Annotated in this window: 29 protein-coding genes and 1 tRNA gene; 9 read left to right on the top strand and 21 right to left on the bottom strand. The window is 56.3% G+C overall.

Annotated features, from left to right (window positions below; all coding sequences use genetic code 11):
* Positions 1 to 48 precede the first annotated feature (48 nt).
* Both panB and ACOZ42_RS15730 read left to right on the top strand, forming a co-directional pair.
* A complete protein-coding gene (gene panB, locus ACOZ42_RS15735; RefSeq protein WP_003805671.1) occupies positions 49 to 870 on the top strand; it encodes a 3-methyl-2-oxobutanoate hydroxymethyltransferase in 822 nt (273 codons plus the stop codon).
* A gap of 100 nt (positions 871 to 970) precedes the next feature.
* Positions 971 to 1,900: a LysR family transcriptional regulator gene (locus tag ACOZ42_RS15730; RefSeq protein WP_230406225.1), complete on the top strand. Its 930-nt coding sequence runs from the start codon at positions 971 to 973 to the stop codon at positions 1,898 to 1,900.
* A 204-nt stretch (positions 1,901 to 2,104) separates the two neighbouring features.
* Here ACOZ42_RS15730 and ACOZ42_RS15725 read toward each other — a convergent pair whose 3' ends face one another.
* Both ACOZ42_RS15725 and kynA read right to left on the bottom strand, forming a co-directional pair.
* A complete protein-coding gene (locus ACOZ42_RS15725) occupies positions 2,105 to 3,013 on the bottom strand; it encodes an alpha/beta hydrolase (protein ID WP_426345352.1) in 909 nt (302 codons plus the stop codon).
* Complete coding sequence (gene kynA, locus ACOZ42_RS15720) at positions 3,010 to 3,882, bottom strand: tryptophan 2,3-dioxygenase (protein WP_003805677.1); 873 nt, start codon at positions 3,880 to 3,882, stop codon at positions 3,010 to 3,012. Before kynA ends, ACOZ42_RS15725 begins: the two co-directional genes overlap by 4 nt.
* A gap of 313 nt (positions 3,883 to 4,195) precedes the next feature.
* Between kynA and ACOZ42_RS15715 the strand changes: the two genes are divergently transcribed.
* Both ACOZ42_RS15715 and ACOZ42_RS15710 read left to right on the top strand, forming a co-directional pair.
* The gene (locus tag ACOZ42_RS15715) at positions 4,196 to 4,684 is read left to right on the top strand and encodes an Lrp/AsnC family transcriptional regulator (RefSeq protein ID WP_003805681.1); all 489 of its coding nucleotides are present in this window, start codon (positions 4,196 to 4,198) and stop codon (positions 4,682 to 4,684) included.
* Between the two features lie 172 nt (positions 4,685 to 4,856).
* Positions 4,857 to 5,990 carry an alpha-hydroxy acid oxidase gene (locus ACOZ42_RS15710; RefSeq protein WP_059318126.1) on the top strand — a complete coding sequence of 378 codons (1,134 nt, stop codon included), beginning with the start codon at positions 4,857 to 4,859 and terminating at the stop codon, positions 5,988 to 5,990.
* A gap of 25 nt (positions 5,991 to 6,015) precedes the next feature.
* Here the strand turns inward: ACOZ42_RS15710 and ACOZ42_RS15705 are convergent, their stop codons facing one another.
* Both ACOZ42_RS15705 and ACOZ42_RS15700 read right to left on the bottom strand, forming a co-directional pair.
* Positions 6,016 to 7,134 (bottom strand): LPS O-antigen chain length determinant protein WzzB, encoded by a 1,119-nt coding sequence (locus ACOZ42_RS15705; protein WP_426345351.1) that lies wholly within the window; start codon positions 7,132 to 7,134, stop codon positions 6,016 to 6,018.
* A gap of 1,119 nt (positions 7,135 to 8,253) precedes the next feature.
* Positions 8,254 to 8,329: transfer RNA gene (locus ACOZ42_RS15700), tRNA-Thr, on the bottom strand.
* Between the two features lie 247 nt (positions 8,330 to 8,576).
* Between ACOZ42_RS15700 and cysP the strand changes: the two genes are divergently transcribed.
* The 3 genes from cysP to cysW are packed head-to-tail and all read left to right on the top strand — an operon-like array spanning position 8,577 to position 11,320.
* The gene (gene cysP / locus ACOZ42_RS15695) at positions 8,577 to 9,581 is read left to right on the top strand and encodes a thiosulfate ABC transporter substrate-binding protein CysP (RefSeq protein WP_059318128.1); all 1,005 of its coding nucleotides are present in this window, start codon (positions 8,577 to 8,579) and stop codon (positions 9,579 to 9,581) included.
* Positions 9,582 to 9,584: 3 nt separating this feature from the next.
* Positions 9,585 to 10,475: a sulfate ABC transporter permease subunit CysT gene (gene cysT / locus ACOZ42_RS15690; protein WP_336579976.1), complete on the top strand. Its 891-nt coding sequence runs from the start codon at positions 9,585 to 9,587 to the stop codon at positions 10,473 to 10,475.
* A complete protein-coding gene (cysW, locus tag ACOZ42_RS15685; protein ID WP_003805389.1) occupies positions 10,472 to 11,320 on the top strand; it encodes a sulfate ABC transporter permease subunit CysW in 849 nt (282 codons plus the stop codon). Before cysT ends, cysW begins: the two co-directional genes overlap by 4 nt.
* A 95-nt stretch (positions 11,321 to 11,415) precedes the next feature.
* On the opposite strand, the gene ACOZ42_RS15680 is transcribed toward cysW, so the two are convergent.
* The 5 genes from ACOZ42_RS15680 to petA all read right to left on the bottom strand — a co-directional run bounded on the left by ACOZ42_RS15680 (position 11,416) and on the right by petA (position 15,543).
* Entirely contained in the window at positions 11,416 to 11,844 is a 429-nt protein-coding gene (locus ACOZ42_RS15680) for a ClpXP protease specificity-enhancing factor (protein WP_003805390.1), read from the bottom strand.
* A 6-nt stretch (positions 11,845 to 11,850) separates the two neighbouring features.
* Positions 11,851 to 12,459 carry a glutathione S-transferase N-terminal domain-containing protein gene (locus ACOZ42_RS15675; protein WP_003805391.1) on the bottom strand — a complete coding sequence of 203 codons (609 nt, stop codon included), beginning with the start codon at positions 12,457 to 12,459 and terminating at the stop codon, positions 11,851 to 11,853.
* Positions 12,460 to 12,585: 126 nt separating this feature from the next.
* Positions 12,586 to 13,440 carry a cytochrome c1 gene (locus ACOZ42_RS15670; RefSeq protein ID WP_003805392.1) on the bottom strand — a complete coding sequence of 285 codons (855 nt, stop codon included), beginning with the start codon at positions 13,438 to 13,440 and terminating at the stop codon, positions 12,586 to 12,588.
* A gap of 19 nt (positions 13,441 to 13,459) precedes the next feature.
* Complete coding sequence (locus tag ACOZ42_RS15665; protein ID WP_003805393.1) at positions 13,460 to 14,848, bottom strand: cytochrome b; 1,389 nt, start codon at positions 14,846 to 14,848, stop codon at positions 13,460 to 13,462.
* A gap of 50 nt (positions 14,849 to 14,898) precedes the next feature.
* Complete coding sequence (gene petA, locus ACOZ42_RS15660) at positions 14,899 to 15,543, bottom strand: ubiquinol-cytochrome c reductase iron-sulfur subunit (RefSeq protein ID WP_003805394.1); 645 nt, start codon at positions 15,541 to 15,543, stop codon at positions 14,899 to 14,901.
* Positions 15,544 to 15,669: 126 nt separating this feature from the next.
* On the opposite strand from petA, the gene mscL reads away from it, so the two are divergent.
* Positions 15,670 to 16,125, top strand: a complete 456-nt coding sequence (gene mscL / locus ACOZ42_RS15655; protein WP_003805396.1) for a large conductance mechanosensitive channel protein MscL — start codon at positions 15,670 to 15,672, stop codon at positions 16,123 to 16,125.
* 182 nt (positions 16,126 to 16,307) lie between these two features.
* Here mscL and ACOZ42_RS15650 read toward each other — a convergent pair whose 3' ends face one another.
* Positions 16,308 to 17,084 (bottom strand): Nif3-like dinuclear metal center hexameric protein, encoded by a 777-nt coding sequence (locus tag ACOZ42_RS15650; protein ID WP_426345350.1) that lies wholly within the window; start codon positions 17,082 to 17,084, stop codon positions 16,308 to 16,310.
* 25 nt (positions 17,085 to 17,109) lie between these two features.
* Between ACOZ42_RS15650 and ACOZ42_RS15645 the strand changes: the two genes are divergently transcribed.
* On the top strand, positions 17,110 to 18,276 hold the full coding sequence (locus tag ACOZ42_RS15645) for a S1C family serine protease (RefSeq protein ID WP_301606061.1): 1,167 nt from the start codon (positions 17,110 to 17,112) through the stop codon (positions 18,274 to 18,276).
* A 274-nt stretch (positions 18,277 to 18,550) separates the two neighbouring features.
* Here ACOZ42_RS15645 and tatC read toward each other — a convergent pair whose 3' ends face one another.
* The 11 genes from tatC to hisD all read right to left on the bottom strand — a co-directional run bounded on the left by tatC (position 18,551) and on the right by hisD (position 25,472).
* Positions 18,551 to 19,318: a twin-arginine translocase subunit TatC gene (gene tatC / locus ACOZ42_RS15640; RefSeq protein ID WP_003805399.1), complete on the bottom strand. Its 768-nt coding sequence runs from the start codon at positions 19,316 to 19,318 to the stop codon at positions 18,551 to 18,553.
* Complete coding sequence (gene tatB, locus ACOZ42_RS15635) at positions 19,315 to 19,806, bottom strand: Sec-independent protein translocase protein TatB (RefSeq protein ID WP_059318133.1); 492 nt, start codon at positions 19,804 to 19,806, stop codon at positions 19,315 to 19,317. The genes tatC and tatB overlap by 4 nt, the downstream gene beginning before the upstream one ends.
* 22 nt (positions 19,807 to 19,828) lie before the next feature.
* Positions 19,829 to 20,062, bottom strand: a complete 234-nt coding sequence (gene tatA / locus ACOZ42_RS15630; RefSeq protein ID WP_003805401.1) for a Sec-independent protein translocase subunit TatA — start codon at positions 20,060 to 20,062, stop codon at positions 19,829 to 19,831.
* 12 nt (positions 20,063 to 20,074) lie between these two features.
* Positions 20,075 to 20,443: a histidine triad nucleotide-binding protein gene (locus ACOZ42_RS15625; protein ID WP_003805403.1), complete on the bottom strand. Its 369-nt coding sequence runs from the start codon at positions 20,441 to 20,443 to the stop codon at positions 20,075 to 20,077.
* A gap of 83 nt (positions 20,444 to 20,526) precedes the next feature.
* The gene (locus ACOZ42_RS15620) at positions 20,527 to 20,880 is read right to left on the bottom strand and encodes a phosphoribosyl-ATP diphosphatase (protein ID WP_003805405.1); all 354 of its coding nucleotides are present in this window, start codon (positions 20,878 to 20,880) and stop codon (positions 20,527 to 20,529) included.
* Positions 20,877 to 21,281, bottom strand: a complete 405-nt coding sequence (hisI, locus tag ACOZ42_RS15615) for a phosphoribosyl-AMP cyclohydrolase (protein ID WP_003805407.1) — start codon at positions 21,279 to 21,281, stop codon at positions 20,877 to 20,879. Before hisI ends, ACOZ42_RS15620 begins: the two co-directional genes overlap by 4 nt.
* The gene (gene hisF, locus ACOZ42_RS15610) at positions 21,281 to 22,072 is read right to left on the bottom strand and encodes an imidazole glycerol phosphate synthase subunit HisF (protein ID WP_003805408.1); all 792 of its coding nucleotides are present in this window, start codon (positions 22,070 to 22,072) and stop codon (positions 21,281 to 21,283) included. Before hisF ends, hisI begins: the two co-directional genes overlap by 1 nt.
* Positions 22,069 to 22,809, bottom strand: coding sequence for a 1-(5-phosphoribosyl)-5-[(5-phosphoribosylamino)methylideneamino]imidazole-4-carboxamide isomerase (hisA, locus tag ACOZ42_RS15605; RefSeq protein ID WP_003805410.1), 741 nt, complete (start codon positions 22,807 to 22,809; stop codon positions 22,069 to 22,071). Before hisA ends, hisF begins: the two co-directional genes overlap by 4 nt.
* A 77-nt stretch (positions 22,810 to 22,886) precedes the next feature.
* Complete coding sequence (hisH, locus tag ACOZ42_RS15600; RefSeq protein ID WP_003805413.1) at positions 22,887 to 23,534, bottom strand: imidazole glycerol phosphate synthase subunit HisH; 648 nt, start codon at positions 23,532 to 23,534, stop codon at positions 22,887 to 22,889.
* Positions 23,535 to 23,554: 20 nt separating this feature from the next.
* Complete coding sequence (hisB, locus tag ACOZ42_RS15595; RefSeq protein ID WP_003805414.1) at positions 23,555 to 24,142, bottom strand: imidazoleglycerol-phosphate dehydratase HisB; 588 nt, start codon at positions 24,140 to 24,142, stop codon at positions 23,555 to 23,557.
* Between the two features lie 25 nt (positions 24,143 to 24,167).
* A complete protein-coding gene (gene hisD / locus ACOZ42_RS15590; protein WP_003805416.1) occupies positions 24,168 to 25,472 on the bottom strand; it encodes a histidinol dehydrogenase in 1,305 nt (434 codons plus the stop codon).
* Positions 25,473 to 25,595 lie beyond the last annotated feature (123 nt).

The raw sequence follows: 25,595 nt of genomic DNA, 5'->3' as shown, positions 1-25,595 counted from the left end.
GCAATCCTATATAAGCGTTTGCGCTATGGGATTCCAGCTGGAGTAAGTATGAGCGTACATACCACGCAGGTTCGCGTTAGCGTTCCCACTTTGATCGCCTGCAAGGGCAAACAAAAAATTGCTGCCTTGACTGCGTACATCGCGCCCGTTGCACGGATGCTGGACGAGCACCTGGACATGATTCTGGTGGGTGACTCGACCGCCATGGTGGGCTATGCGATGCCTGACACCTTAAGCATTACGGTCGATATGATGGCTGCCCATGCAGCGGCAGTGGTGCGCGCGACGCAGCATGCTTGCATTGTCGTGGATATGCCGTTTGGCAGCTATCAGGAATCACCCCAGCAGGCTTTTGCCAATGCCTCGCGCATGCTGGCGGCCAGCGGTGCGCAGGCGGTCAAGCTCGAAGGTGGGCATGTCATGGCGGAAACCACCCGTTTCCTGGTGGAGCGGGGTGTTCCGGTGCTGGCGCACGTCGGCCTGATGCCTCAGTACGTCAATACCATGGGCGGCTATAAGGCGCAGGGGATGACCGATGCCGCTGCACAGCGTGTTTTGGAAGATGCGGTCGCCCACGCCCAGGCCGGAGCCTGGGGAGTCGTGCTGGAAGGTGTGGCGGAAAGTTTGGGTCGCCGCATTACGGAAAGTATTGCGATTCCCACCATCGGCATTGGCGCCTCGCCCGCCTGCGATGGACAAGTCCTGGTGACTGAGGACATTCTGGGCCTGACCAATGGCAAGATTCCCAAGTTCGCCAAACCGTATGCGGATGTGGGGGCCTTGATCTCGCAAGCGGCCGCCCAATACGCGGCCGAAGTGCGGGATGGGACTTTCCCTACGCTCGATCAATGTTTCGGTGTTAAACGCTAGTCCGGCCAACTATTCCGCACTAGAATATTCCATGTTGATAAATGCGGCATTCACATAGAACGACATGGAAATTCGCCAATTAGAAGCTTTTGCAGCTGTGATGTCCGCAGGCAGTGTGACTGCTGCCGGTCGACTGTTGGATCGCTCACAGCCTGTAGTCAGCCGTCAGATCCAGGAGCTGGAGCAGGAGTTGGGCTTCCGGCTCTTTACCCGTACCCGCCCGCAGGTCACCCTGACGGAACAGGGACGGGAGTTTTATCTGGAAGCCCGGCCTGTGCTGATGAACCTGGAAGTGCTGCAAAGCCGTGCGCTGGAAATCGCCCGCGGGGGACTGCGGCCCCTGCGTATCGTGGCCACTCATGCCATGGCGATGGGTTTGTTGCCTCAGGTCTTGGGCATCATGGAGCAGCACGATCCGGCCTTCAAGCAAAAGCTGATGATTGATACCGTCAAGCCGGAGGAAGTTGTTCAAGCCATCGACGAAGGGCGGGCCGATCTGGCCGTGACCAGCCTGCCTTTGGATATTGATGGCTGTACCCTGCATTGGTCAGGGCAAAGCCCCTGTTTGCTGGGCATGGCGGTGAACCATGCATTGGCCAGTCAAGACCTGGTCCGGCTCAGCGATATTCAGGGCACTCCCCTGATTTCCGTTCAGAATCGTCATCGCTTACGCCATACCCTGGCGACCGCTTTGTTGCGTGCCAGTCCGGAGGCTCCCGAAGATATTCGTCATATTGAGGTGGCGTCCTCGCTGGAAGGGCTGGTGCTGGCCAGCCAAGGGGTGGGAGTGTCCCTGATTGATCCGTTCACTGCGCATGGCCTGCCTCTGCCCAACGTCGTGCTGCGCCCGATTGATATTCACGTGCCCTACATGGTTGGTGTGGTGTCTTTGCGGTCGCGGGAGTTGCGCCCCGATGCACAGCGCCTGGTTGAAGCCATGCGGCAATATGTGCTGCAGTTCATCCCGCGTTTTGTGCTGGGGGACGATACGGGCCTGCCAAGCACGCAGGACCCCTTTGATTCACTGTAATCAGCTGCGTAGCGCGGGCAGGCAGATCCGCCTGCTGCGCGTCCGGCTGCCATGGCATTAGCAAGCCATCGCGTACGACAACGCTTTCAGCTTCATGCCCAGACCGACCTTAGCCTTCACCCAACGCTGGCGTTGTAGTGAAGGGCGTGCGGCGAAACTGGCGATGTAGCGCGTCGGCGGCGGCCGTGTCTGCCCCGTGTTCCCTCATGTGCTTGCGGTAGAGGTGACTGGCAGCGATGCAAAAAGCGCGTGTGTTGCTGCGCCCAAGCGGGTGTCGGGACGAGCCTGGTCAAAAATGACATCGAAGTGATTGCGTCCTGGCATTTCGATGGGCGGCAGATATTGGGCGCCCTGTGCTTTCAGCAAGTCAGCAAACGCTTGGCTCTGGCGCTTGAACTCCGAGGTTTCGATTTCTCCCCAGCCGATGAGGGTGGGTGGAAAACCTGTCAGATCAAGCAACTGGGGGCTGACCGCCCGTGCGCTTGCCGCGTCCAGGGACAGTGCCTCATTGATGCTGGTGCCTATCAAGGGTTGAAGGTCGTAAATGCCAGACACCAACACGGCCGCTGCCGGCGTTCCCAAAGGCAAATCAGCATCATCCTCCCACCCACGCAGACAGCACATGGCTGCCAGATGCGCGCCGGCAGAACTGCCGGAAACGACCATGCGTTGCGGGTCAAAGCCCAGTTTGTTGCCATGTTGATGCAGCCAGCGCAGTGCCTTGCGGCATTCCAGCACCATGTCATGGACGCAGGCTTGTGGTGCCAAGGTGTAATCAAGGGCGGCAAAGGCGATGCCAGCTGCCGTGCAGTCTGGGGCCGAGAACAAGGAGGATGCTTTGGAAAGCTCCTGCCAGTAGCCGCCATGTATAAATAGCAGCAGGGGCGGGAGCGATTCCGAGTGCGTGCCCGCAGGCAGAAAGAGGTCGAGCTTATGCGCAGCAGCGTCGCCATAAGCGAGCTCGACATGGTGGGCACTGCCGACCAGAGCGGCTTTGCTCAGTGTGGCGTACTGCTCAATGTACGGCGCATAGTTGCCACCGATACAAGAGCTGGGCGAGTATTCACGCTCGCGATCTTGCGGCGAAAAAACGGGGTTGGGTATCTGTGTCACAGTGCAGTCCGCACAGTCCAAATTTCGGGGAACAACACGACATCCAGCATTTTGCGCAGGTAGCTGACCCCTCCCGTCCCACCTGTGCCGCGCTTGAAGCCGATAACGCGTTCAACCGTGGTGACATGACGGAAACGCCAAAGCCGGAAGGCGTCTTCAATGTCGGTCAGTTTCTCACCGAGCTGGTACAGATCCCAATGCGCATGAGGGTCACGGTAAACCTGTAACCAGGCGGCTTCCACTTCCGCATTGGCCAGGTAGGGCTGGGTCCAGTCGCGGTCCAGGTAGTTGGCGGGGATAGCAAAGCCCTGACGGGCCAATAGTCGCAATGACTCGTCATAAAGCGAGGGGGCGCGATAGGCAGCATCCACCTGGCGGAGCAGATCCGGCCGGTGTGCATGCGGTTTGAGCATGGCGGCGTTCTTGTTGCCCAGGGCAAACTCAATGCAGCGATACTGCGCGCTTTGAAAGCCGCTGGAGCTGGCCAGATAGGGCCGCATGGCGGTGTACTCCGGCGGGGTCATGGTCGAGAGCACGGTCCAGGCGCTAACCAACTGCTCCATGATGCGCGAGACACGTGCCAGCATCTTGAAGCTGTCGGCATAGCGGTCGGCAGCGACCGCTGCGGTAGCGGCGTTCAGTTCGTGCAGCATCAGTTTCATCCAGAGCTCGCTGGTCTGATGCTGAATGATGAACAGCATTTCATCGTGGGCGGGCGAGAGCGGGTGCTGGGCGCCGAGCACCTCATCCAGATGCAGGTAGTCGCCGTAGCTCATGGACTGGCTGAAATCCAACTGCGCTTTTTCTTCCGCAACAATGCGTTCTGTCTCGCCGACTCCCTTGTCAGCCGATGCGTTGGAGGCATTCATGTGTTCTGTTCCCGGTATGTTAATAATGACCCGAGCGACAGTGTGATCAAGTCGCCTGAGTCGGCAGAAAACCAAAGTCGCGTTGCGCGCCAGGGGGAGTGGGCCCCGCATCATGCCCGAAAGTCTCCATGAGCGGCAGGATGCGCTTACCCGAACAAGCGGGCTTAGGGGCAGAGACGCAAAGTGTCTGTGGTTTCATTATTTCATCCCACTTAGATTTATGCGTTGATCTTATTTATTTAAGAGGGTTGCGCCAAGCGGTTTTTTATACAAGCATAATTTTTTCAGTAAAAATTAAAAAACAGGTTTTTTTATGCATATAGAACTGGATGAGGTGGACTACCTTTTGTTGGCCGAGCTGCAGGCAAACGCCAGGCTTACCACGAGCGAGCTGGCGCAAAAGGTGGGGATATCCCAATCGCCTTGCTGGCGTCGGATTCGGCGCATGGAAGAGGCGGGACTTATTGCCGGCTATCAGGCGCGGCTGGACCGTCGTGGCCTGGGTTACGGGGTGGTGGCGTTTGTCAGTATCAGTGTCGACTTTCAGAACGAAGCGCGTTCGGTGCAGTTTGTGGAGGCGGTACGCGACATACCGGAGGTGGTGATGTGCCATGGCATTGCCGGACCGGCTGACTTTTTGCTCATGGTGGTGGCCAAAGACCTGGATAGCTACTCGGAGCTGCTGCAGCGCAAGCTGCATCGCCTGCCTGGGGTTCGGCAGGCGCAGACCAGCTTTTCCCTGCAGGAATTCAAAGGACTTAACGAGCTGCCGATTCCGTTATTGACGCGCCCCTCGGTCTGAGGCAAGTACCCCCCTTATCGAGGCAAGCCTGTCTGCCCATTTTGCTTGTTCTGCCTGCTTGGGCGATGCGCCTCTGGCCGGATGCCGCATTTTCAGGCATATACTTGATGCTTAAACAATTAACTTGAATCGGGCGTGAAAGCTCGACCTTACGTGGGAGGCAGCCTGCATCATGCGGCTCAATGTTCAGGATTTCCAGCTAGCGGCCCGGCGCCGTCTGCCCGGTTTTGTGTATGACTATGTTGCCGGCGGGGCAGAGGATGAGCTGTGTCTGGCTCGTAATCAAGCGGATTTGCAGACGATGACCTTATCGCCGCGCAGTTTGCGGGACACATCGGCCATCTCGACCAGCATAGAGGTTTTTGGACGGCGGTGGTCGGCTCCTTTTGGGGTGGCGCCGGTGGGCCTGATTGATGTGGTGCGTCCTGGCGGGGACGTGCTGGCAGCGCGCGCCGCTGGCAAGGCAGGCTTGCCCTACATTTTGTCTACGGCCTCCAACAGCGCCCTGGAACACGTGCGAGAGGCTTGTGACGGGCCGTGCTGGATGCAGTTATATGTCATGCAAGACAGGGGGATGGCCAATTCCATTTTGGATCGTGCTCGTCAAGCTGGTTTTGAGGCGCTGGTGTTGACGGTAGACGTGCCGGTCGGTGGGTACCGGGAGAAAGATATACGTCATGGCTTTAAGCTACCTTTTCGCCCCGGTCCCCGTTTACTGCTGGATATGGCTTTGCAGCCACGTTGGTTGTGGCGGCAGGCATTAGCCGGACAGCCCCAGTTCGTCAATCTGATGCCGACGGAAGGGGCCAGCTCCGCCCAGGCGCAGGCAGCCCTGTTGGCTAGAAGTATGGACCGCAGCCTGGTGTGGAACGACGTAGCGTGGCTGCGCTCCAAATGGGATGGTCCTGTACTGGTCAAAGGCGTGCTACATCCAGAAGACGCGCGTCAGGCGCTGCGTCATGGTGTGGATGGCTTGATTGTCTCCAATCACGGTGGCCGCCAATTGGACTGTGCGCCATCCACAATCAGTGTGCTCCCGCAGATCATGGCGATCGTCAACTCGCAGATCCCGGTGTTCATCGACAGTGGTTTCCGGCGGGGTTCGGATGTTGCCAAAGCGCTTGCCTGCGGTGCGACGGGCGCTTTTTTTGGCCGAGCGATTGCCTACGGCTTGGCCCAAAATGGTGAGCAAGGGGTTGCGACCGTGCTCAGCCTGCTGACTCAGGAGCTGGAGCGAACCATGACATTGCTGGGAGCGGGGTGTCCCGCGGATCTGGCCGAGTGTCTGGTCCCGACGGCAGAGTAAGGCAGGATAGGGCGGCATACAGGAATCACTGCCGATTCACCTCGAGAAGTTTGTTTTCCTGGCGAAAGTTGGTCACCACAGTCAGGTCTTGTTTGCGGAAGATCTCCTGCCCAAGCAGCCAGAGAATACCGAGCATGCCCCCTGATAAGCCCCCCAGAATGACAATTAGCGCACGCATAGGCTTGTCACGCTTTAAGGGAAGGGTAGGGGGACGTTGAGTGAAATATAAAAGGCTGTTGACTTTATAGTGTCGCAGCGGTTCAAGTTGCTCAAGCTCCCGCTTGATCTCAAAGTAATTAGGCGGGTAAATAATAGGTGATCTGGCCCAGGTCTCAAGTTCAGCGCTCAGGTACTTTTCACCGAGCATGAATAGGCGTTTGCTATCGCTAAGCTCAATGACGGTGGCCCCTTCCGTCTGTCTGGCAACGATATAGTCCTTGATGCCGGCAAGTTTGGCTGTATGCAGGGCGGCCTCCAGATTTTCAATGCTGTGCTGGCGGTCCGTCATCAGCTTGAATTCAATGTTGTGAAGATCCGTTTGTCGAGACAGTATCTGGGCATTGAGCTGGTCGTTGAATTCTTTATCGACTTGTTCAAATGCCAGTGCGTTTACCCAGTCCAGATAGCCGTTCAGCACTTCCTGGGCCTGCTCTGCGCTGGTCGCACTAAAGGAGAACCTGTAATAGGGCGCAATGACATCATGCTCAGGGGCCTTGATCTTGAGCTGATCTACCAGTTCCAGCAGTAAGAGGCGGTCGGCTCTCTGATCGCCTGTCAGCTGTTGTTTGTAGTAATCGGTCTCACTCAGGTAGGCCCATTGGTTTCTGGAAATGGCAGCTTGTGTGACAAATGCACTAAATAGCAAGGAGCTCAGTGCATGCGTGTCAATGGTCTGGTTGCCTGTTACTCGCGCCATGGCGCGACGTTGGTCCAGGTAAGCGCTGATTTGTTCTACGCGTGGTGCGCTGACGTACGCCACGGATGTCCATTGTTCTTTGGCAACAAGGGCATAAATGGTGGCTAGTACGACACCGGCGAAGAAGAAACACAGAAATAGGGCGCGCTTTTCCCAAAACCTTCGAAGAAGCTGTACCAGATCTAGCTGGCCGTTATGTTGAGTGCTGCGTGCGTGGAGTTCTGACATTAGAAAGCAATCCTGGACTGTTTGACATTAGAAGCATTCACTGCTTTAAATTTATATAAAGGCGAACCTAATGAGGACCTATGGATGAACTTGCTATCAATAGCAGCAGGTTTTATTAGGGGTACAAACAGATGAAAAGAATGTTATTCCTATAGAGCGTGCTGCATGCTGCCTGAAATAGCCGGTCCCCTTTTCCTAAGCAAAAATAGCGGGGCTGGGTGTGGGTCAAGCCTGGCATTTTTTTGCTTGTGAGTTTTGATGGGGATTCTTAAGTGGCTGATAGTAAAGGTTTAAAACGTAGCGGTTTGAATGTCGAGACAGCAGAACAAGTAGGGCTTAAGAGCAGCAAGATGAGCTCTGTGTACTGAATCGAGAAAAGCATTGCTGGGATGAGGACGTAAGAAACTTTCACTAAGATTCCCAGAGGTTATTTTGAGATCTGTGAATTAATCAATAAGGACGCTATTTTTGCGTGATTGAATAATAACTCACCGTGCAAAAAAGTTGCATAAAACATTGAGTTTGTCAATTGCCTTATTATGCGGTGGCTAATAAATAAAAATGATTTAAAAGTAAAAACTGCGCATGGTTTTTATTGGTTTAATTATTGATATAAGAAATTATTAATAAATGATAAATCATTAATCATAAGTAAAAACTTAATAATAAAAATGAGTGATAAATGTCAGCTATAGACATATATCCAAATTGAAGGCGCTGCAGTAATGAAATGGTATGGCGGACTGGGCTCGTGGCCAGGCCCAACAGACGCCCTATGAGGGCGTCGGCCTCTTTTCTTCTGGTGACTGCAGGGTGGGGGCGAGCTGAGTGGTGTCGCTTCGAGAGACAGGCTGATGGTGCCCGTAAACTATGATTGCTGTTGCTGTTGCTGTTGCTGTTGCTGTTGCTGTTGCTGTTGCTGTTGCTGGGCTGCTTGCCAGGCGGCGAGCCACGCCCTGCCTGGAAGTGCCGACCTAACCATCGGGGCCAGGTACTCTGGTCAGGCGCTTTGTCTGCCCGTCAGAACCAACAGCAGGCAAGAAGTAGGCAGAAAAACAGCATAAAAAAAGGGCCACCATTTCTGGTGACCCTTTTTATGCGGTAAACCGCTGATATTCGTGGTGCCGGCTAAAGGAGTTGAACCCTCGACCTTCGCATTACAAGTGCGCTGCTCTACCAACTGAGCTAAGCCGGCGAATTGATGATTATAGCCGTATTTTTTCCAAAGAAGCAATCACCAGGCACAGATTGCTAGGAGCCGAAGTGTGAAAACGGGGTGCATAGATAGGTTCTGGTTATAAGGGCATGATGAAAATGTCGTTTTAAATGCCTTTTTCCCTACTCATAATTTGATCTATCCAAGCTGTGCTTATATAGATAGCACGCGATTGAACATGAATGCCGCGCCTGGAAGGTTGCGTCAGGGAACTGTGGGGAACACCATGAAATTGAAGTCTGTTGTTGGCTCTGCCTTGTTGTTGGCCTCGTTGTTGGGAGGTACAGCCAGTGCCCAGGTTACGTTGTTGAACGCCTCGTTTGACGTGGCGCGCGAAACCTTTGCGGCGATCAACCCCAAGTTTGTCGAGCACTGGAAAGCGACTACAGGCCAAGACATCAAGATTGACCAGTCGTTTGCCGGGACCTCCCGTCAGGCCCAAGACATTATTCAAGGCAAGAAAGTTGATACCGTCACCTTTAACCAGGTAACCGATATTGAGTTCCTGGCCGAGCGCGGCGCAGTAGCCAAGGATTGGGCCCAGCAGTTCCCCAACAACAGCTCCCCTTACTACAGCACCATCGCCTTTTTGGTGCGCAAGGGCAATCCCAAGAACATTCAGTCTTGGGATGATCTGGTGCGCGATGATGTGAAACTGGTATTCCCTAACCCCAAGACCTCGGGCAATGCACGCTATACCTATCTGGCTTCCTGGCTGTATGCCAACGAGGCGTTCGGTGGCGATGAGGCCAAGATCAAGCAGTTCGTGGCCAAGGTGTTGGGCAATGTAGAGAGTTTTCCCACTGGCGGTCGGGGTGCGACTGTGGCTTTCGCCCAGAACGGCCAGGGCGATGTGCTGCTGACTTTTGAGTCCGAAGTGCTCAACATTGCTGGCAGCGAAGAGTTCAAGGGCAGCGAGCTGGAAGTGGTGGTGCCTCCTGTCAGTGTTCTGGCCGAGTTTCCCGTGGCGGTGGTTGATCGGGTAGTGGATCAGAAAGGCACGCGCAAGGAAGCGACCGAGTACCTGAAGTTTCAGTACACCCCCGAAATTCAGCGCTTGCTGGCCGGCTTTAACTATCGGGTGACGGACCCGGCGGTTGCCAAGGAATTCGAATCCAAATATGCGCCCGTCAAGCTGATCAATCCCACCGACGTTCTGGGCCCCTGGACTGAGATTCAAAGCCGTCACTTTGCCGCTAACGGGGTATTGGATCAGTTGCTGGCGAAATAATTCATGAGCCGTACTCTTGTGGGCGAAGCGCAGGCTTCCGGGGTGAAGACTGCGCTAAAGCCCCTCTTTTTTTTGCAGCGCCCCGTTATGCCGGGTTTTGGGCTGAGCTTTGGCTTTAGCGTCCTGTACCTGTCCATTATCGTGCTTTTGCCTTTGTCGGCCCTGTTCATGTACGTCAGCGACATGAGTCTGGCCGATTATTGGCGCGCAATCACTGACAAGCGCGTTGTCAGCAGTTACCAGGTCACGGTCAGTGCCGCCTTTTATTCCACCGTGATCGCCAGTGTGGTGGGCTTTATCATCGCCTGGATCATTACGCGCTTTGAGTTTCCAGGGCGTCGGCTGATCGACGCCTTGGTGGATTTGCCCTTTGCACTGCCGACGTCTGTGGCTGGCTTGACCCTGGCAACCCTGTTTGTGCCGGGCGGCTGGTTTGGCCAGTTTCTGCCGGAGGGCTGGAAGGTCGCTTATCAATACCCCGGTATTGTTCTGGCCATGACTTTTACCAGTTTGCCCTTTGTGGTGCGTATTGTGCAGCCTGTCATTGAGGAACTGGGTGCGGAGTACGAGGAAGTCGCCCATACACTGGGTGCGAGCGGGTGGCAGACCTTTAGCAAAGTCGTGTTTCCGCCTTTGATTCCTGCCTTGGTGACGGGAGCCTCGCAAGCTTTTATCCGTAGCCTGGGAGAGTTTGGCGCCGTCATTATGATTGCGGGCAATATTCCTTTCAAAACCGAAGTTTCATCTTTGATGATTTTTGTGCGCTTGCAAGAGTTCAATTACCCGGCGGCAGCGGCGATTGCCTCGGTGATCCTGATCGCTTCCCTGCTGCTGCTGTTTAGCCTGCAGCTGGTGCAGAATCGCCTGTTAGGCTGGCAGCGGAGGGCGTCATGAGAAAACCACCTAAGAGCCTGGCAGACCGCTTGATCCTGACGGTGGGCATCGGGCTGGTGCTCGGCTTGCTTGTTGTTCCCTTGGTGCTGATTTTCTCCAAAGCGCTGGGTGATGGCTTGCCCGCTTTGTGGAGCAATCTGCAAGAGGACTATATGCTCCACGCCATCGGGCTGACCTTGTTCGTGGCGGTGCTGACGGTACCGCTGAACATGGTGTTCGGCATCTTGCTGGCCTGGTGTCTGACGCACTACCAGTTTCGTGGCCGTCGCTTGTTAAGTACCCTGGTGGACCTGCCTTACGCGGTTTCCCCGGTGGTGGCAGGTTTGTGTTACCTCGTGGTCTATGGGGTAGAGTCGTCGCTGGGGCAGTGGTTAAGCGCACGGGATATTCAGTTGATGTTTGCCTGGCCCGGGATCTTGATGGTGACCATCTTCGTGACGACCCCGTATGTCGCTCGTATTCTGATCCCCGTCATGCAGGCTCAAGGTTCGGATGCGCAGGCGGCCGCCTTAAGTCTGGGGGCCAATGGTTGGCAAATCTTCTGGCACGTTACCTTGCCGGATATCAAATGGGCGCTGCTGTACGGCGTCGTGCTGACCAATGCGCGAGCTATTGGCGAATTTGGTGCGGTATCTGTTGTGTCGGGCACCATCATGAACCAGACCTTGACCCTGTCCTTGCTGGTCGATCAGCTCAACAATGATAACAAGGCGGCTGCGGCCTTTACCGCGGCTGCACTGCTGGCGGTATTCGCTATTGTGTCAGTGATGCTCAAGAGCCTTCTGGAGTGGCGTGTGGCCGCTGGACGCCGTCGTAATCAGGCTGAGGCGGTGCAGCAAGGCTAAGGGGCGAGCGCGGCGGTCGTAGCGTCTAACCGGACGTAGTGCCAAAAACATAGAGCCCCATGCGGGGCTCTATGTTTTTCTGCGTCGACCTCGCCTTACTTGACGATCTTGAGGTGCGAAACCTTGTCAGCGTCTTTTTTGGCAGTGGGTGCTTCTGTTGTCGTTTCAGGAGCGACAGCAGTTGGTGCGTCGCCTTGTGGGTAGGGCTCGGACTCCATGACTTCAAAACCCATGCCGGCACCGGTTTCACGTGCGTAAATGGCCGAGACGGCGGCTACAGGCACGAATATGTCTTCCGTCACGCCGCCAAAGCGTGCCTGAAATTCAATGTACTCGTTGCCCAGAATCAGGCCGTTGGTGGCCAGATGGCCAATATTCAGGGTGATTTGACCATCCTGAATATGGCCTCTCGGGACGACGGTATTAGCATCCACCGTCACCACGATATGAGGAGTGTACCCGTGGTCTGAACACCATTCGTGCAGCGCGCGCAACAGGTAAGGCTTGGTCGAGGTTTCTTGCATAATCGATTAGCGACGCATGACTTTTTCGGAGGGAGTCAGTGCTTCAATGTAGGCAGGACGCGAGAACACGCGTTCGGCATACTTTTGCACCGGAGCAGCGCTCTTGGGCAGTTCAATGCCGTAGTGGTCCAGACGCCAGAGCAAAGGAGCGATCGCCACGTCCAGCATGGAGAACTCTTCACCCAGCATGTACTTGTTCTTGAGCAAGATGGGCGCCAGTTGGGACAGGTGATTGCGGATTTGCTGACGGGCCTGTTCCTGGGCCTTGGCATCGGCATTGCGACGATCCTCCAGAGCCGCCACATGCACAAACAGTTCCTTTTCAAAGTTGTACAGGAACAAGCGTGTGCGGGCACGCATGGTGGGATCTGCGGGCATTAGCTGTGGATGGGGGAAGCGCTCATCAATGTATTCATTGATGATGTTCGATTCGTACAAGATCAGGTCACGTTCTACCAGGATTGGCACCTGTCCGTAGGGGTTCATGACGGCGATATCTTCAGGCTTGTTGTACAAGTCGATGTCGCGGATCTCGAAATCCATGCCTTTTTCAAACAACACGAAACGGCAGCGCTGTGAGAATGGGCAAGTTGTTCCAGAGTAGAGCACCATCATGGTAGGAGATTCCAGTCGTAGAAATAAAAACAAGAGCCTCACGGCTCAGGATTCAAAACCCAGCAAGGGGTTTTAACAATAAAAAGCCGGGCAGACTAGTCAAGCCTGCCCGTCTAGCATAGCGTTTTACTTGATGTCTTTCCAGAAAACGCTGTTCAGTCGCCATGCGACGGCAAAGAACAAGAGCAGGAACAGCATCACGCCAACGCCGATCTTTTTGCGCTCCAGTTGCACAGGTTCGGCCATCCAGTCCATAAAGTTGGCCAGGTCAGCCACATCGCTGTCGTACTTGGCAGCGGCCTTGGCGTTAACGGGCACAAGCTTGACGGTGTCAGTCGCGTGGCCCGTATAGTCGGCCAATACTTCTTTCTTGACGTCGGAGAAGCCAGCAGGATCGTAGGTGGCGGTGGTCTTGACCCATTCCTTGCTGCCGTCATCCTTGGCTTCCTGAGCCACGGTAGTGCGGTTCATGGTTACCCCACCCTGGCGCTCCCACAGTGCGTGAGGCATCCCCACGCTTGGGAAAACCAGGTTGTCCCAGCCTGTTGGGCGCGAGACGTCACGGTAGAACGTGCGCAAGTAGGTGTAGATGTAGTCTGCGCCGCTGGGGCCCAGGTTGGTGGACTTGGCACGGGCAATCACGGACAGGTCTGGTGGGGCTGCGCCAAACCATTTCTTGCCCATTTCAGGGGTCATGGCGATCTTCATCAGATCACCCACCTTGTCCGAGGAGAACAGCAGGTTCTTTTTGATGTCCTCTTCAGTCAGGCCGATCTCTGTCAGCTTGTTGTAGCGCATGGAGTTGGCGCTATGACAGTTCAGACAGTAGTTCACAAACAGTTTTGCGCCATTTTGCAAGGCCGCCATGTCATTCATGCGGTCGGGCGCGCGCTCCAGGGCATAGCCACCTCCGGCGGCACCAGCCACCGTGCAGGTAAGGGACAAGGCCAGAGCGCCAAGCAGTTTTTTAATCATGGTCATTCCGTTTCGTGTTGGGGGCCTAGTGAGGGCGGAAAGTCACGCGATCAGGTTCGGGTTTGAACGTACCCATGCGGCTCCATACTGGCATCAGCAGGAAGAAAGCGAGGTAGATCACCGTACCGATCTGGCTCAGCAGGTTGAACAGGTCGTTCGGGGCCTGCGTGCCCAGGTAACCCAGGATCAGGAAGTTGATGATGAAAATCGCGTACAGCACTTTATGCCAGGTAGGACGGTAGCGAATCGACTTCACAGGCGATTTATCCAGCCAAGGCAGGAAGAACAGGATCACGACCGTACCGCCCATGGCCACCACGCCCCAGAACTTGGCGTCAATGACACGCAGCAAAACGGCAACAGCAATCAGGATGGCCGGTACGGCCAGGCGCCAGATACCGGGCAGCTTGCCCTTGACGAACAGCACCAGAGCGCCCAGCACGGAAGCACCGGCCAGAACCCAGGTAAAGTCGGCGGTCGTTGCGCGCAGCATGGAGTAGAAAGGCGTGAAATACCAGACCGGTGCAATGTGCGGAGGCGTCTTCAGTGCGTCGGCGGGGCTGAAGTTGTTGAACTCCAGGAAGTAGCCGCCCATTTCAGGGGCAAAGAACACGATCGCAGCGAACACGATCAGAAAGCCTGCCACGCCCAGAATGTCATGGACGGTGTAGTAGGGGTGGAAGGGAATGCCATCCAAAGGACGACCTTGAGCGTCTTTGGGGCCTTTCTTGATTTCCACGCCGTCGGGGTTGTTGGAGCCGACTTCGTGCAGGGCGATCAGGTGAGCGACCACCAGACCCAGCAGGACCAGAGGCACAGCAATCACGTGCAGAGCAAAGAAGCGGTTCAGGGTGGCGTCGGAGACCACGTAGTCGCCACGGATGAAAATAGCCAGGTCAGGACCAATGAATGGAATGGCCGAGAACAGGTTAACAATCACCTGGGCACCCCAGTAGGACATCTGGCCCCAGGGCAGCAGGTAGCCCATGAAGGCTTCAGCCATCAGACAGAGGAAAATGGCGACGCCAAAAATCCAGACCAGCTCACGTGGTTTGCGGTACGAGCCGTAGAACAGGCCGCGCAGCATGTGCAGGTACACCACCACGAAGAACATGGAAGCGCCGGTGGAGTGCATGTAGCGGATGATCCAGCCGCCCGGCACTTCACGCATGATGTATTCGACCGATTCAAACGCCAGCTTGGCATCGGGCTTGTAGTTCATGACCAGGAAAATACCGGTCACGATCTGAATAACCAGCACCAGCAGTGCCAGAGAGCCAAAGAAGTACCAGAAGTTGAAGTTCTTCGGCGCGTAGTATTCTGACATGTGCTCTTTGTACATGGATGTCAGGGGGAAGCGCCTGTCAATCCATCCCAAGAGTCCTGTCGTTTCGACGGTTTTCTCGCCAGCCATGAAACGGCTCCTTTATCTTTTTAAATAGTACGTATTGGGTTGCAGCCGCCTTAGGCCTTGTTGTTTTCGTCCACGCCGATGGTGACCATCATGCCGTCGGCCGAGAACTCATAAGGCGGGATCTCCAGATTGTCTGGAGCGGGCTTGTTGCTGTAGACGCGGCCGGCCAGGTCAAACGTGGAACCGTGGCAGGGGCACAGAAAACCACCTTCCCAACCACCAGGCAGACCCGGGCCAGCGCCGGCGGCCAGATGCGGAGTAGGGGAGCAGCCCAGGTGGGTGCAAATACCGATACAGATAAAGATTTCGGGGCGACGCGAACGGTATTCGTTCTTGGCGTACGCGGGGGTGTAACCGGGGCGATCCGAGTCAGGGTCGGCCAGCTGGCTGTCCAGCTTGGGCAAGGCGTCCAGCTGCTCTTGGGTACGGTGCAGAATCCAGACCGGTTTCCCGCGCCATTCCACGGTGCGCATCTCACCGGGGGCGATGCTGGAAATATCGACCTCTACGGGAGCGCCGGCCGCTTTTGCTTTCTCGGAAGGAGCAAAGGAGCTGACAAAGGGAACAGCTGTCGCCACACCAGCGACACCACCTAATGCACAGGCGGTGGCGACCCAGGTGCGGCGCGAAGGATCGGGCGGAAGGTTGAGATCAACCGCGCCTCTGGCATCGGGCTGTGTCGTATTCTGACTCATTCTAGTATCCTTATTCCTGCCCGACTCGGGCAATACCACAATTTACGGATTTGGGCCTGGGTATATTATTCAACCGCACATTATACGCTTTACCCAGCGCAGCATAACTTGATCAAAGGTGAACATATGAACAAGGCTCGAGGTTTTCTTAACGAATTCCGGGAGTTCGCCGTTAAGGGCAACATGATGGACCTGGCGGTCGGTGTCATTATCGGCGCTGCCTTCGGCAAGATTATCGACTCGCTGGTAAAAGACATCGTCATGCCCGTCATCAGTTTCATCCTTGGCGGCGAGGTGGATTTTACCAACCAGTTCACGGTCTTGCGTACACCAGAGGGCTATACCGGTCCTCAAACCCTGGAAGCTTTGAATGCGGCGGGGGCCGTTGTTTTGTCCTGGGGTAACTTCCTGACCATTTTCATCAACTTCATCTTGCTGGCCTTCGTGGTGTTTTGCATGGTCAAGATGGTTAACCGCATGCGTGCCACGGTGGCCAAGGCTGAGGCTGCTGAGGCCGTACCCGAGCCAACCCCTGAAGACGTGCTGTTGCTGCGCGAGATCAGGGATTCGCTGAAAAAATAAAAGCCCAAACTTATCAAAGCTTTAAGGTGCCTTTCGGCACCTTTTTGTTTATGTAAACCGACCGGCGGGGTCAAGTTCGCCCGCGCCGGTTGCCTGATTTTAGCCTTTCATGGGCTGGGCTTGTCTAGCCATGCGAGTCTTTAAAGCTTGTTCAAAGTCATATGTACCGGTTTTTGCTCCGGTCAGATCGGGTTGTCCAGGTCGATGAACTCTACGGCGATGCCAAACTGACGGGCAATTTCCTCTCCCAGGGCTTTAGCACCATACCGTTCGGTCGCATGATGCCCTGCGGCCATGAAGGCAATATCGTTTTCCTGAGCACTATGGAAGGTTTGTTCCGACGCCTCGCCGCTGATGTAAAGATCGGCTTGTGCTGCCACGGCGCTTTCAATAAAACCTTGCGCACCCCCAGTACACCAGGCCACGCGGCGTATTTTCCGTTGTAAATCACCAACAATCAGAGGTTTGCGTTGTAAATTATTGCAAACTGTCAGGCCGAATGTTTCCAATGAAACGGGGGTTGGCAATTCGCCCAGCCAGACCAGTCCATCTGGACCACAGGTTTGGGGCAGGCCGTTTGCGTCATGCAGGACCTCAATACCCAATTGCCGGGCTAATTGAGCGTTGTTGCCGAACTGGGGATGGGCGTCCAGGGGCAAGTGGTAGCCCAAGAGGTTAAGCTGATGCGACAGGACGCGTTCGATACGAGTTTTTCGAGTGCCCACAATGCACGGATTTTCGTTTTTCCAGAACCAGCCGTGGTGCACCAGAATAGCGTCCGCCTGGCGGGCAATAGCGGCGTCAATCAGCGCCAGCGAGGCTGTCACCCCCGTGACGAGTTTGCCAATATAGGGCTTGCCTTCGACCTGGAGTCCATTGGGACAGTAGTCCTTGAAGCGGGCGATATCCAAGGTGCTGTTGAGCCAGTCGGTCAGCTCGGCCGTTGAAACCTGAGTCATGGAATTCCTTATCTGAAAGAGTGCTATGCGTCGATTGTGGCTAGTGTTTGCTCAAGCGGTAACGATCTGTCTGGCGGGCTTTTTTATTGTGGTGACGCTGCGACCTCAATGGCTGGGAGCCCCACAGACACCGGCCCGTGATACGAGCAGGGCGGTGCTGCCTGCGCCGGCCCCCGTCGTTCAGGCGCCTGTTGCTCAGGAAGGCCGCGTGTCGTATGCCTTGGCGGTAACCCGTGCCGCGCCTGCTGTCGTTAATGTGTACACCAGCAAGCATTTGGAAGGCAATTCTCCCTTGTTGGAGGACCCTGATTTGCAGCGTCTGTTCCGTGAACTGCCTGATCTGATGGGACGACGTTCCACCATCAACCTGGGTTCGGGCGTGATCGTACACGAACAGGGCTATATCCTGACCAATTACCACGTGATCGAGGCGGCGGATGCGATAGAGGTGGCTTTGTCCGATGGCCGTCAGGCCAGGGCCCGCCTGATTGGTTCGGACCCGGAAAGTGACCTGGCCGTGCTTAAGGTCGATCTGCCCAAGCTGGCGGTGATTCGCGCCCGGTCTCAGGATCAGTTGCAGGTGGGAGATGTTGTACTGGCGATTGGCAATCCCTTTGGAGTGGGGCAAACCACTACGATGGGTATTGTGTCTGGACTGGGCCGCAATCGCCTGGGCATCAATATTTACGAGAACTTTATCCAGACAGACGCGGCGATCAATCCGGGTAATTCCGGTGGGGCCCTGGTGGATGCGGCAGGCCGCTTGGTGGGCATCAATACCGCCATTTATTCCGAAACGGGTGGGTCGCTGGGAATCGGCTTTGCCATTCCCGCATCGACAGCGCTGGCCATTATGGACGAGATTATTCGTAATGGCGAAGTGACGCGGGGTTGGCTGGGGCTGGAGCCGCAGGACATCACCCCCGATCTGGTCAAGAGCTTCAAGCTGAAAAATGATGCGGGGGTAATTATCGCCAGCGTGCAGCGTCATGGACCGGCTGCCGAGGCGCATTTGTTGGTGGGGGATATTGTGCTGCGCTTGAATGGTCAGCCTGTGGCTGATTCGATTGATCTGCTCAACCAGATCGGTCCGGTGCAGCCCGGGCAAATCGTGACCTTGAGTGTGCTGCGCGAGGGCAAGGAACTGGATGTCCCCGTCAAGGTTGGTATGCGGCCGCAAGTGCGCAAATAAGGAGGGAGGCTACGGCTTCCCTTGCATGAGGGGCGCTTAGGCCGGAGGGGAGTCGCTCAGAGCGTCTGGGCGCTGCTTTCCTGGTGGGGCCTGGGTCGCCGCGGCTTTGCCATGATGCATACGGGCTGCCCATCGGCCTGACGCTCCGGTGTGGGTATGAGGTGGCTATAAAAAAATGGCTCTCTTGCCTTGCCCTGTCCGGGGCCGCACGGAGAGCCATATTTTTGGGTCGGGGTGATGCAGGGATGTCCTGTCCTGTGGTACGCCTAGGGGCTTACAGGTCCAGCTCCCGACTTTCACTGCTTTCTGTTTCCCGTTTCTTGATCAGGCTGGCGGCCAGGATGCCTAATTCGTAGAGCAGGCACAGTGGCGCTGCCAACAGAAGTTGACTGACCACATCGGGAGGCGTCACGATGGCGGCAATCACGAAGGCGCCCACGATGACGTAGCCACGGATTTCACGCAGCTTGGCCACCGTGACCACCCCGGTTTTTACCAGCAGGATAACGGCGATAGGCACTTCAAACGTAATGCCAAAGGCCAGGAACATCGTCATGACAAAGCCCAGGTAGGCTTCGATGTCAGGGGCGGGCGTGATCGATTGCGGGGCAAACGACGCGATGAAGTGAAAGACCGTGCGAAATACGACGAAATAGCAAAAGGCCATCCCGGCGATGAACAGCAGCGTGCTGGTCATGATCAGGGGCAGAGCCAGTTTCTTCTCGTGGTTATAGAGGCCAGGGGCGATAAAAGCCCAGGCCTGGTACAGCACGATGGGCAAGGCCAGCACAAAAGCGGCCATCAAGGTGACCTTGACCGGCACCATAAAGGGGGTGATGACCCCGGTGGCGATCATGCGGGTCCCTTCTGGCAGGGAGCTCATCATGGGCTGGGCCAGCACATCATAAATGGCTGAGGCGCCCGGATAAGTGAACAACACAATAAATATCCCTACCACGGCGATGACTGCGCGCAACAAACGTGTGCGCAGCTCGACCAGGTGGGAGATAAACGTATCTTCTTGAGGCGTTTCGGTGCTCATGCCGTTGGTCCTTTAGAGGGTTGGGCGGGAGCATCCGTAGGACGGGGAGCGTCGTCACTGGCCGGCGCATGAGGCGCTGGCTGGGCGGCTGCATCCGGGGCCGGCGGCTTGATGGCCGGTTCTGCCAAAGGAGCGTCGGGCGTGGCAGGGGCGCTTTCGGACGTATCCGAAAAGGCCTTGCGTGCCGATTCCGACGCATTGTGCAGGGTATCGCGTGCTTCGGTCAGAGGCTGGCTGATGCTTTTGCCCGTGTCTTCGACCGAACTGCGTACCGAGCGGGCAGCTTCCTCCATCTGGTCTTTGAGTTTATTGACCTCATCCAGATTGATTTCGCGTTGGATATCGGTCTTGACCTCGTTGACGTAGCGCTGCGCGCGGCCAAGCAAATGGCCTACGGTGCGCGCTACTTTGGGCAGACGTTCGGGACCGATGACGATCAGGGCGACCACTCCAATCAGGAGCAGCTCGCTAAAGCTGACATCAAACATTCAGACTCACACAAGAAGGGGGTCAGGCGCGATCGGACTTTTCCTTGGCCTGAACGTCGATCGTTTGAGGATCTGCAGCACGCTGGCTGACGCTTTCGGGTGTTTTTTCTTCTTCACCCACGTCTTTCATGCCTTCTTTAAAACCCTTGACTGCGCCGCCCAGGTCCGAGCCGATGTTGCGCAGTTTTTTGGTGCCGAAAACCAGGGCGACGATGACCAGAACGATCAGCCAGTGCCAAATGCTAAAGCTACCCATAATGTATCTCCCTTAAGCAGCCATGGCTGCGCGTTGTTGCCATGGGCGCTCACCGCCCAAGATGTGCATGTGTAAATGGTTGATTTCCTGTCCGCCATCCAAACCGTTGTTAATGACAATACGGAAACCGCCTTCGGGGCCGGGGCGACAACCAGCCTGTGCGGCCAGGGAAGGTGCCAAAGCCATCATTTTACCCAACCATTCGCTATCCTGGTTCGAGACGTCCTGCATGGAGACGACGTGTTTTTTGGGAATGACCAGAATATGAACTGGAGCGGCGGGGTTGATGTCGTGAAATGCCAGAAAGTCTTCGTCCTCGTACACTTTTTTGGACGGAATCTGACCGGCAGCAATTTTACAAAACAGACAGTTCTCGCTCATAGCAACCTCGGTAGCGAAGCATTCGCCAGGCGAATGCTGAAAATCTAGGTGTTCGGACAGTGTAGCGCGACTAGATGACAGGATTACACCTGATCCTTAGGTCGCGAAGCTTTTTCTTCCAGGCCCGATGTGCCCTCGCGGCGCAACAGCTCTGTGAGTACATCGCGAGGCTCCAGACCATAATAGGTCAGCGCCACCAGACTATGAAACCACAGATCTGCCGTTTCGTAGACAATACGCTCGCGCTCCTGATCCTTGGCGGCCATGACCAGCTCGGTTGCCTCTTCGCCAATCTTTTTCAAGAATGCATCCGGACCTTTGGCCAGCAATTTGGCGGCGTAGGATGAGGACGGGTCACCCCCTTGAGCAGGTAAACGGGATTTCAAGGTCCGGCCAAGGTGGTCGAGAATGGTCTCGACGGTAGGTTGTTCGCTCATCGGTAAATATGCTCCGGGTCTTTCAGTACGGGATCGACCGTTACCCATTGTGCCTGATCGCTCTGGCCTTGCAGCTGACGATAAAAGCAGCTTTCCCGCCCGGTATGGCAGGCAATCTGGCCAAGTTGTTCCACGCTGAGCAAAATAACGTCGCCATCGCAATCCAGGCGCAAGTCGCTGACATGTTGAACATGACCGGACTCCTCGCCCTTGCGCCACAGACGCTGGCGGGAGCGCGACCAATACACGGCACGACCCGTGCTGACGGTCTCTTGCAAGGACTCCTGGTTCATCCAGGCGACCATCAGGATTTTGCCCGTTGCCTGGTCTTGCGCAATGGCGGGGATCAAGCCGTGTTCATCAAAGCGAATTTCAGCCAGCCAAGCCGGTAAGTCAGCCATTAGCGTCGCACCTGAATACCCTGCGCAGCCATGAATGCTTTGGCTTCGGCAATAGTGTGTTGACCATAGTGGAAAATGCTGGCGGCCAGTACGGCGCTGGCGCCGCCCTTGATCACCCCATCGGCCAGATCCTGCAGTCCACCGACTCCGCCCGAGGCAATGACGGGCACAGAGACGGCATCGGCCACGGCACGAGTCAGCTCAAGGTCAAATCCGGACTTGGTGCCGTCGCGATCCATGCTGGTCAGCAGCAGTTCGCCGGCACCGTATTCGGCCATTTTCGCGGCCCATTCCACCACATCCAGTCCGGTCCCGCGACGTCCACCGTGGGTGAAGACTTCCCAGCGGGGAGCCTCATTGCCGGTACTGACACGACGCGCATCGATGGCGACAACCATGCACTGCTTGCCATGATGGTCACTGGCTGCACGTACTAGATCAGGGTTGCTGATGGCAGCACTGTTGATGGAAACCTTGTCCGCACCGGCATTGAGCAGGCGCTGGATATCAGCCACTTCGCGAACACCGCCACCGACCGTCAAAGGGATGAAGATCTGGCTGGCCACCTGTTCGATGATGGGCAAAATCAGATCGCGGTTATCCGAGGTGGCGGTAATGTCCAGGAAAGTCAGCTCGTCGGCACCCTGATCGTTGTATTTGCGGGCGATCTCGACCGGATCACCTGCATCGACCAGATCCACAAAGTTGATCCCCTTGACCACCCGACCGGCGGTGACATCCAGACAGGGGATAATGCGGCAGGCTAATTCGTTGGCAGCAACCTGGCTCATGCCGGGTACTCGTCAGCAAATGTCTGTGCCTCGGCAAAATCCAGGGTGCCTTCGTAGATGCTGCGTCCCAAAATGACGCCTTCAATCCCTTCGTGCTCGACCGCGCACAGCTCTTCGATGTCTTTCAGATTGGTGACACCACCCGAAGCGATGACGGGAATCTTGACATGCTGGGACAGCTTGACAGTGGCTTCGATGTTCACGCCGCTCAGCATGCCATCACGGCCAATATCGGTATAAATAATGGATTCGCAGCCGTAGTCTTCAAATTTCTTGGCCAGGTCCAGTACGTCGTGGCGGGTCAGCTTGCTCCAGCCGTCGGTGGCGATTTTGCCATCACGGGCGTCCAGACCAACAATGATGCTGCCGGGAAAGGCGCTGCAGGCATCCTGCAGAAAACCGGGGCTTTTGACCGCGGCGGTGCCGATAATGACGTAGCTCATGCCGGCGTCCAGGTAGCGCTCGATGGTGTCCAGGTCGCGGATGCCGCCACCGATCTGCACGGGAATCTCACCGTCGACGGCTGCAATAATGGACTTGATGGCCTCGCTGTTCTTGGGTTTTCCGGCAAAGGCGCCGTTCAGATCCACCAGATGCAGGCGTCGGGCCCCTTGCTCTAGCCACTGTGTTGCTATTTTGGCCGGATCATCCGAGAAAATAGTGGCATCGTCCAGGTCACCCTGGCGAAGGCGCACACAACGCCCGTCTTTAAGGTCGATGGCGGGAATCAAAAGCATGGTCTTTAGCCGTAAAAAACGTAAGAAATACTGGGTCGGAAAAAGTCAGAAAAACGCCAGGAAGCTTTCTTGAAAAATCATGGCTTCCAGTGGGCGAAATTCCGGAACAGTTGCAGGCCGTTGTCTGCGCTTTTCTCAGGATGGCATTGCAACGCAAAAATATTAGCGTTTGCGATCGCCGAGGTAAAGCATTGGCCGTAGTGCGTCGAACCACAAGTTTGATCTATATGCAGCGGATCGACAAAGTAGCTGTGTACAAAGTAAAAGAACGCACCATCCTCAATGCCCGCCCATAAGGGATGATCCCGAGTCTGGTGGACTCGGTTCCAGCCAATATGAGGCACTTTTAATGCGGAGCCGCCGGTGTGCTCGCTGCTTTTGTAATTCGGACCTTCAAAGCGGCGTACCTGTCCGGGAATCAGGCCCAGGCAGGGAACATTGCCTTCCTGGCTGGAATCGAACAGCATCTGTTCGCCTACGCAGATACCCAGCAAGGGTTTGGTGCGGGCGGCGGTCAGCAAGGCATCACGCAAGCCGGACTGGTCCAGATGGGCCATGCAGTCGGGCATGGCGCCCTGACCGGGTAATACTACCCGGTCCGCATCCAGAATGGCTTGAGGGGTTTGAGCAAGAACAACGCGCGCCTCGGGCGAGGCGGCATGCAGTGCCCGGGCAACTGAGAAGATGTTGCCCGAACCGTAATCGACAATAGCGATAGTGGTCACGATGTGTGTCCGAAGGACGTTTACAGAACCCCTTTGGTCGAAGGCACCACGCCTTCGCTACGTGGGTCCAGCTCCAGAGCCATGCGCAATGCTCGGCCAAAGGCTTTGAACACGGTTTCGCACTGATGGTGTGCGTTTTCACCGCGCAGGTTATCGATGTGCAAGGATACCAGGGCGTGATTGACAAAGCCCTGGAAAAACTCGCGTGCCAAGTCTACATCGAACTGGCCGATTCGTGCGCGGGTGAAGGGCACAAAATAAAACAGGCCGGGACGACCGGAGAAGTCCACCACCACGCGCGAGAGCGCTTCGTCCAGCGGAACATAGGAATGTCCGTAGCGGCGCAGACCGGCCTTGCTGCCCACAGCTTTGGCAAAGGCCTGGCCCAGCGCAATGCCGATATCCTCGACGGTATGATGGTCGTCGATGTGAGTATCGCCTTCACAATGCACGTCCAGATCGATCAGGCCGTGTCGGGCGATCTGGTCCAGCATGTGGTCCAGAAAAGGCACGCCACTGTTGAGCGAGTGACGGCCGGTGCCGTCCAGGTTTACAGCCACGCGGATGCGGGTTTCGTTGGTATTGCGGGTAATCTCGGCGGTACGCATGTCAGAGCCGGCGGCAAGGCCGGTATCAGGATTGGTTCAATCGGAATTGCGCGCTGGCAGCGTGGGCGTAAAGCCCCTCGCCTTGTGCCAGCGTAGCGGCTATGGGTCCCAGTGTCTGGGCGCCTGATTCTGAAACCTGAATAATGCTGCTGCGTTTCTGGAAATCGTAGACGCCCAACGGTGACGAGAAACGCGCAGTGCGTGCCGTCGGCAGGACATGATTGGGCCCGGCACAGTAATCGCCCAGCGATTCGGAACTGTAGGGGCCCAGGAAAATGGCGCCAGCATGGCGGATTTTGCTCAACAGGTCCTGGGCATTCCGGGTAGAGACTTCCAGGTGTTCTGGCGCGATATGGTTGCTGATCTTACAGGCCTCGTCCAGATCGCGGACATGGATCAGGGCGCCGCGACCGGACAGGCTGCGGCGAATGATGTCCGCACGTGGCATGGTGGGCAACAGGCGTTCGATAGCTGCCTCAACCTGGTCCAGGAAGTCGGCATCGGGACACAGCAAGATGGCCTGAGCCAGCTCGTCGTGTTCAGCCTGGGAGAACAGGTCCATGGCTACCCAGTCTGCGGGCGCGCTGCCGTCGCTGATGATCAGGATCTCGGACGGGCCGGCAATCATGTCGATGCCCACGACCCCAAACACCCGGCGTTTGGCAGCGGCGACGTAAGCATTGCCGGGGCCGACAATCTTGTCGACCGCCGGGATGGTGTCTGTGCCGTAGGCCAGAGCGCCCACGGCTTGCGCGCCACCAATGGTGAACACGCGGTCTACACCACCCAGAGCGGCCGCAGCCAGCACGATGGGGTTGCGCACGCCATCGGGTGTGGGCGTGACCATGATCAACTCTGGAACGCCGGCCACTTTGGCGGGAATGGCGTTCATCAGGACTGAGGAGGGGTAAGCGGCCTTGCCACCGGGAACATACAGTCCCACGCGATCCAGGGGGGTGACTTGCTGACCCAGCACCGTGCCGTCAGGCTCTGTATAGGTCCAGGTTTCGCTGCGTTGGTGCTCGTGGTAGCGACGCACACGTTCGGCAGCCTGCTCCAGCGCCTTGCGCTGGTCGGCCGGCAAACTCTCCAAAGCGGCCAATAGTTCCGCCTTGGGGATTTCCAGCGCGCTGGCCTGTTCAACAGTCAGCCGGTCAAAGCGTTGCGTGTAGTCCAGCAAGGCCGTGTCTCCCTCATGCTGGATACGATGCAGGATCTGGGCACAGGCGTGCTCGATCGACTCGTCTTCGGACGCTTCGTAAGCCAGTAGGGTGCGCAGCTCAGCATCGAACTGGGCGGATTGGGAGGTTAGGCGATGGATCAGTGACATGTCGCAACAGGAAAAGGCTAAGGTTCAAAGGCCAGTGTATAACATTTCGCCCAGGCAAAAGGCGGTCTGCGCCTTTTGCACAAGCAGGATTGACAGACGTTTTGCCCCTTATGGGAAGAAGGG

Origin of the sequence: Alcaligenes sp. HNGD-HTN06, from assembly GCF_049932565.1 — a bacterium.
Classification (GTDB): domain Bacteria; phylum Pseudomonadota; class Gammaproteobacteria; order Burkholderiales; family Burkholderiaceae_B; genus Alcaligenes; species Alcaligenes ammonioxydans.
This window is presented reverse-complemented; position numbering and strand designations above follow the sequence as displayed.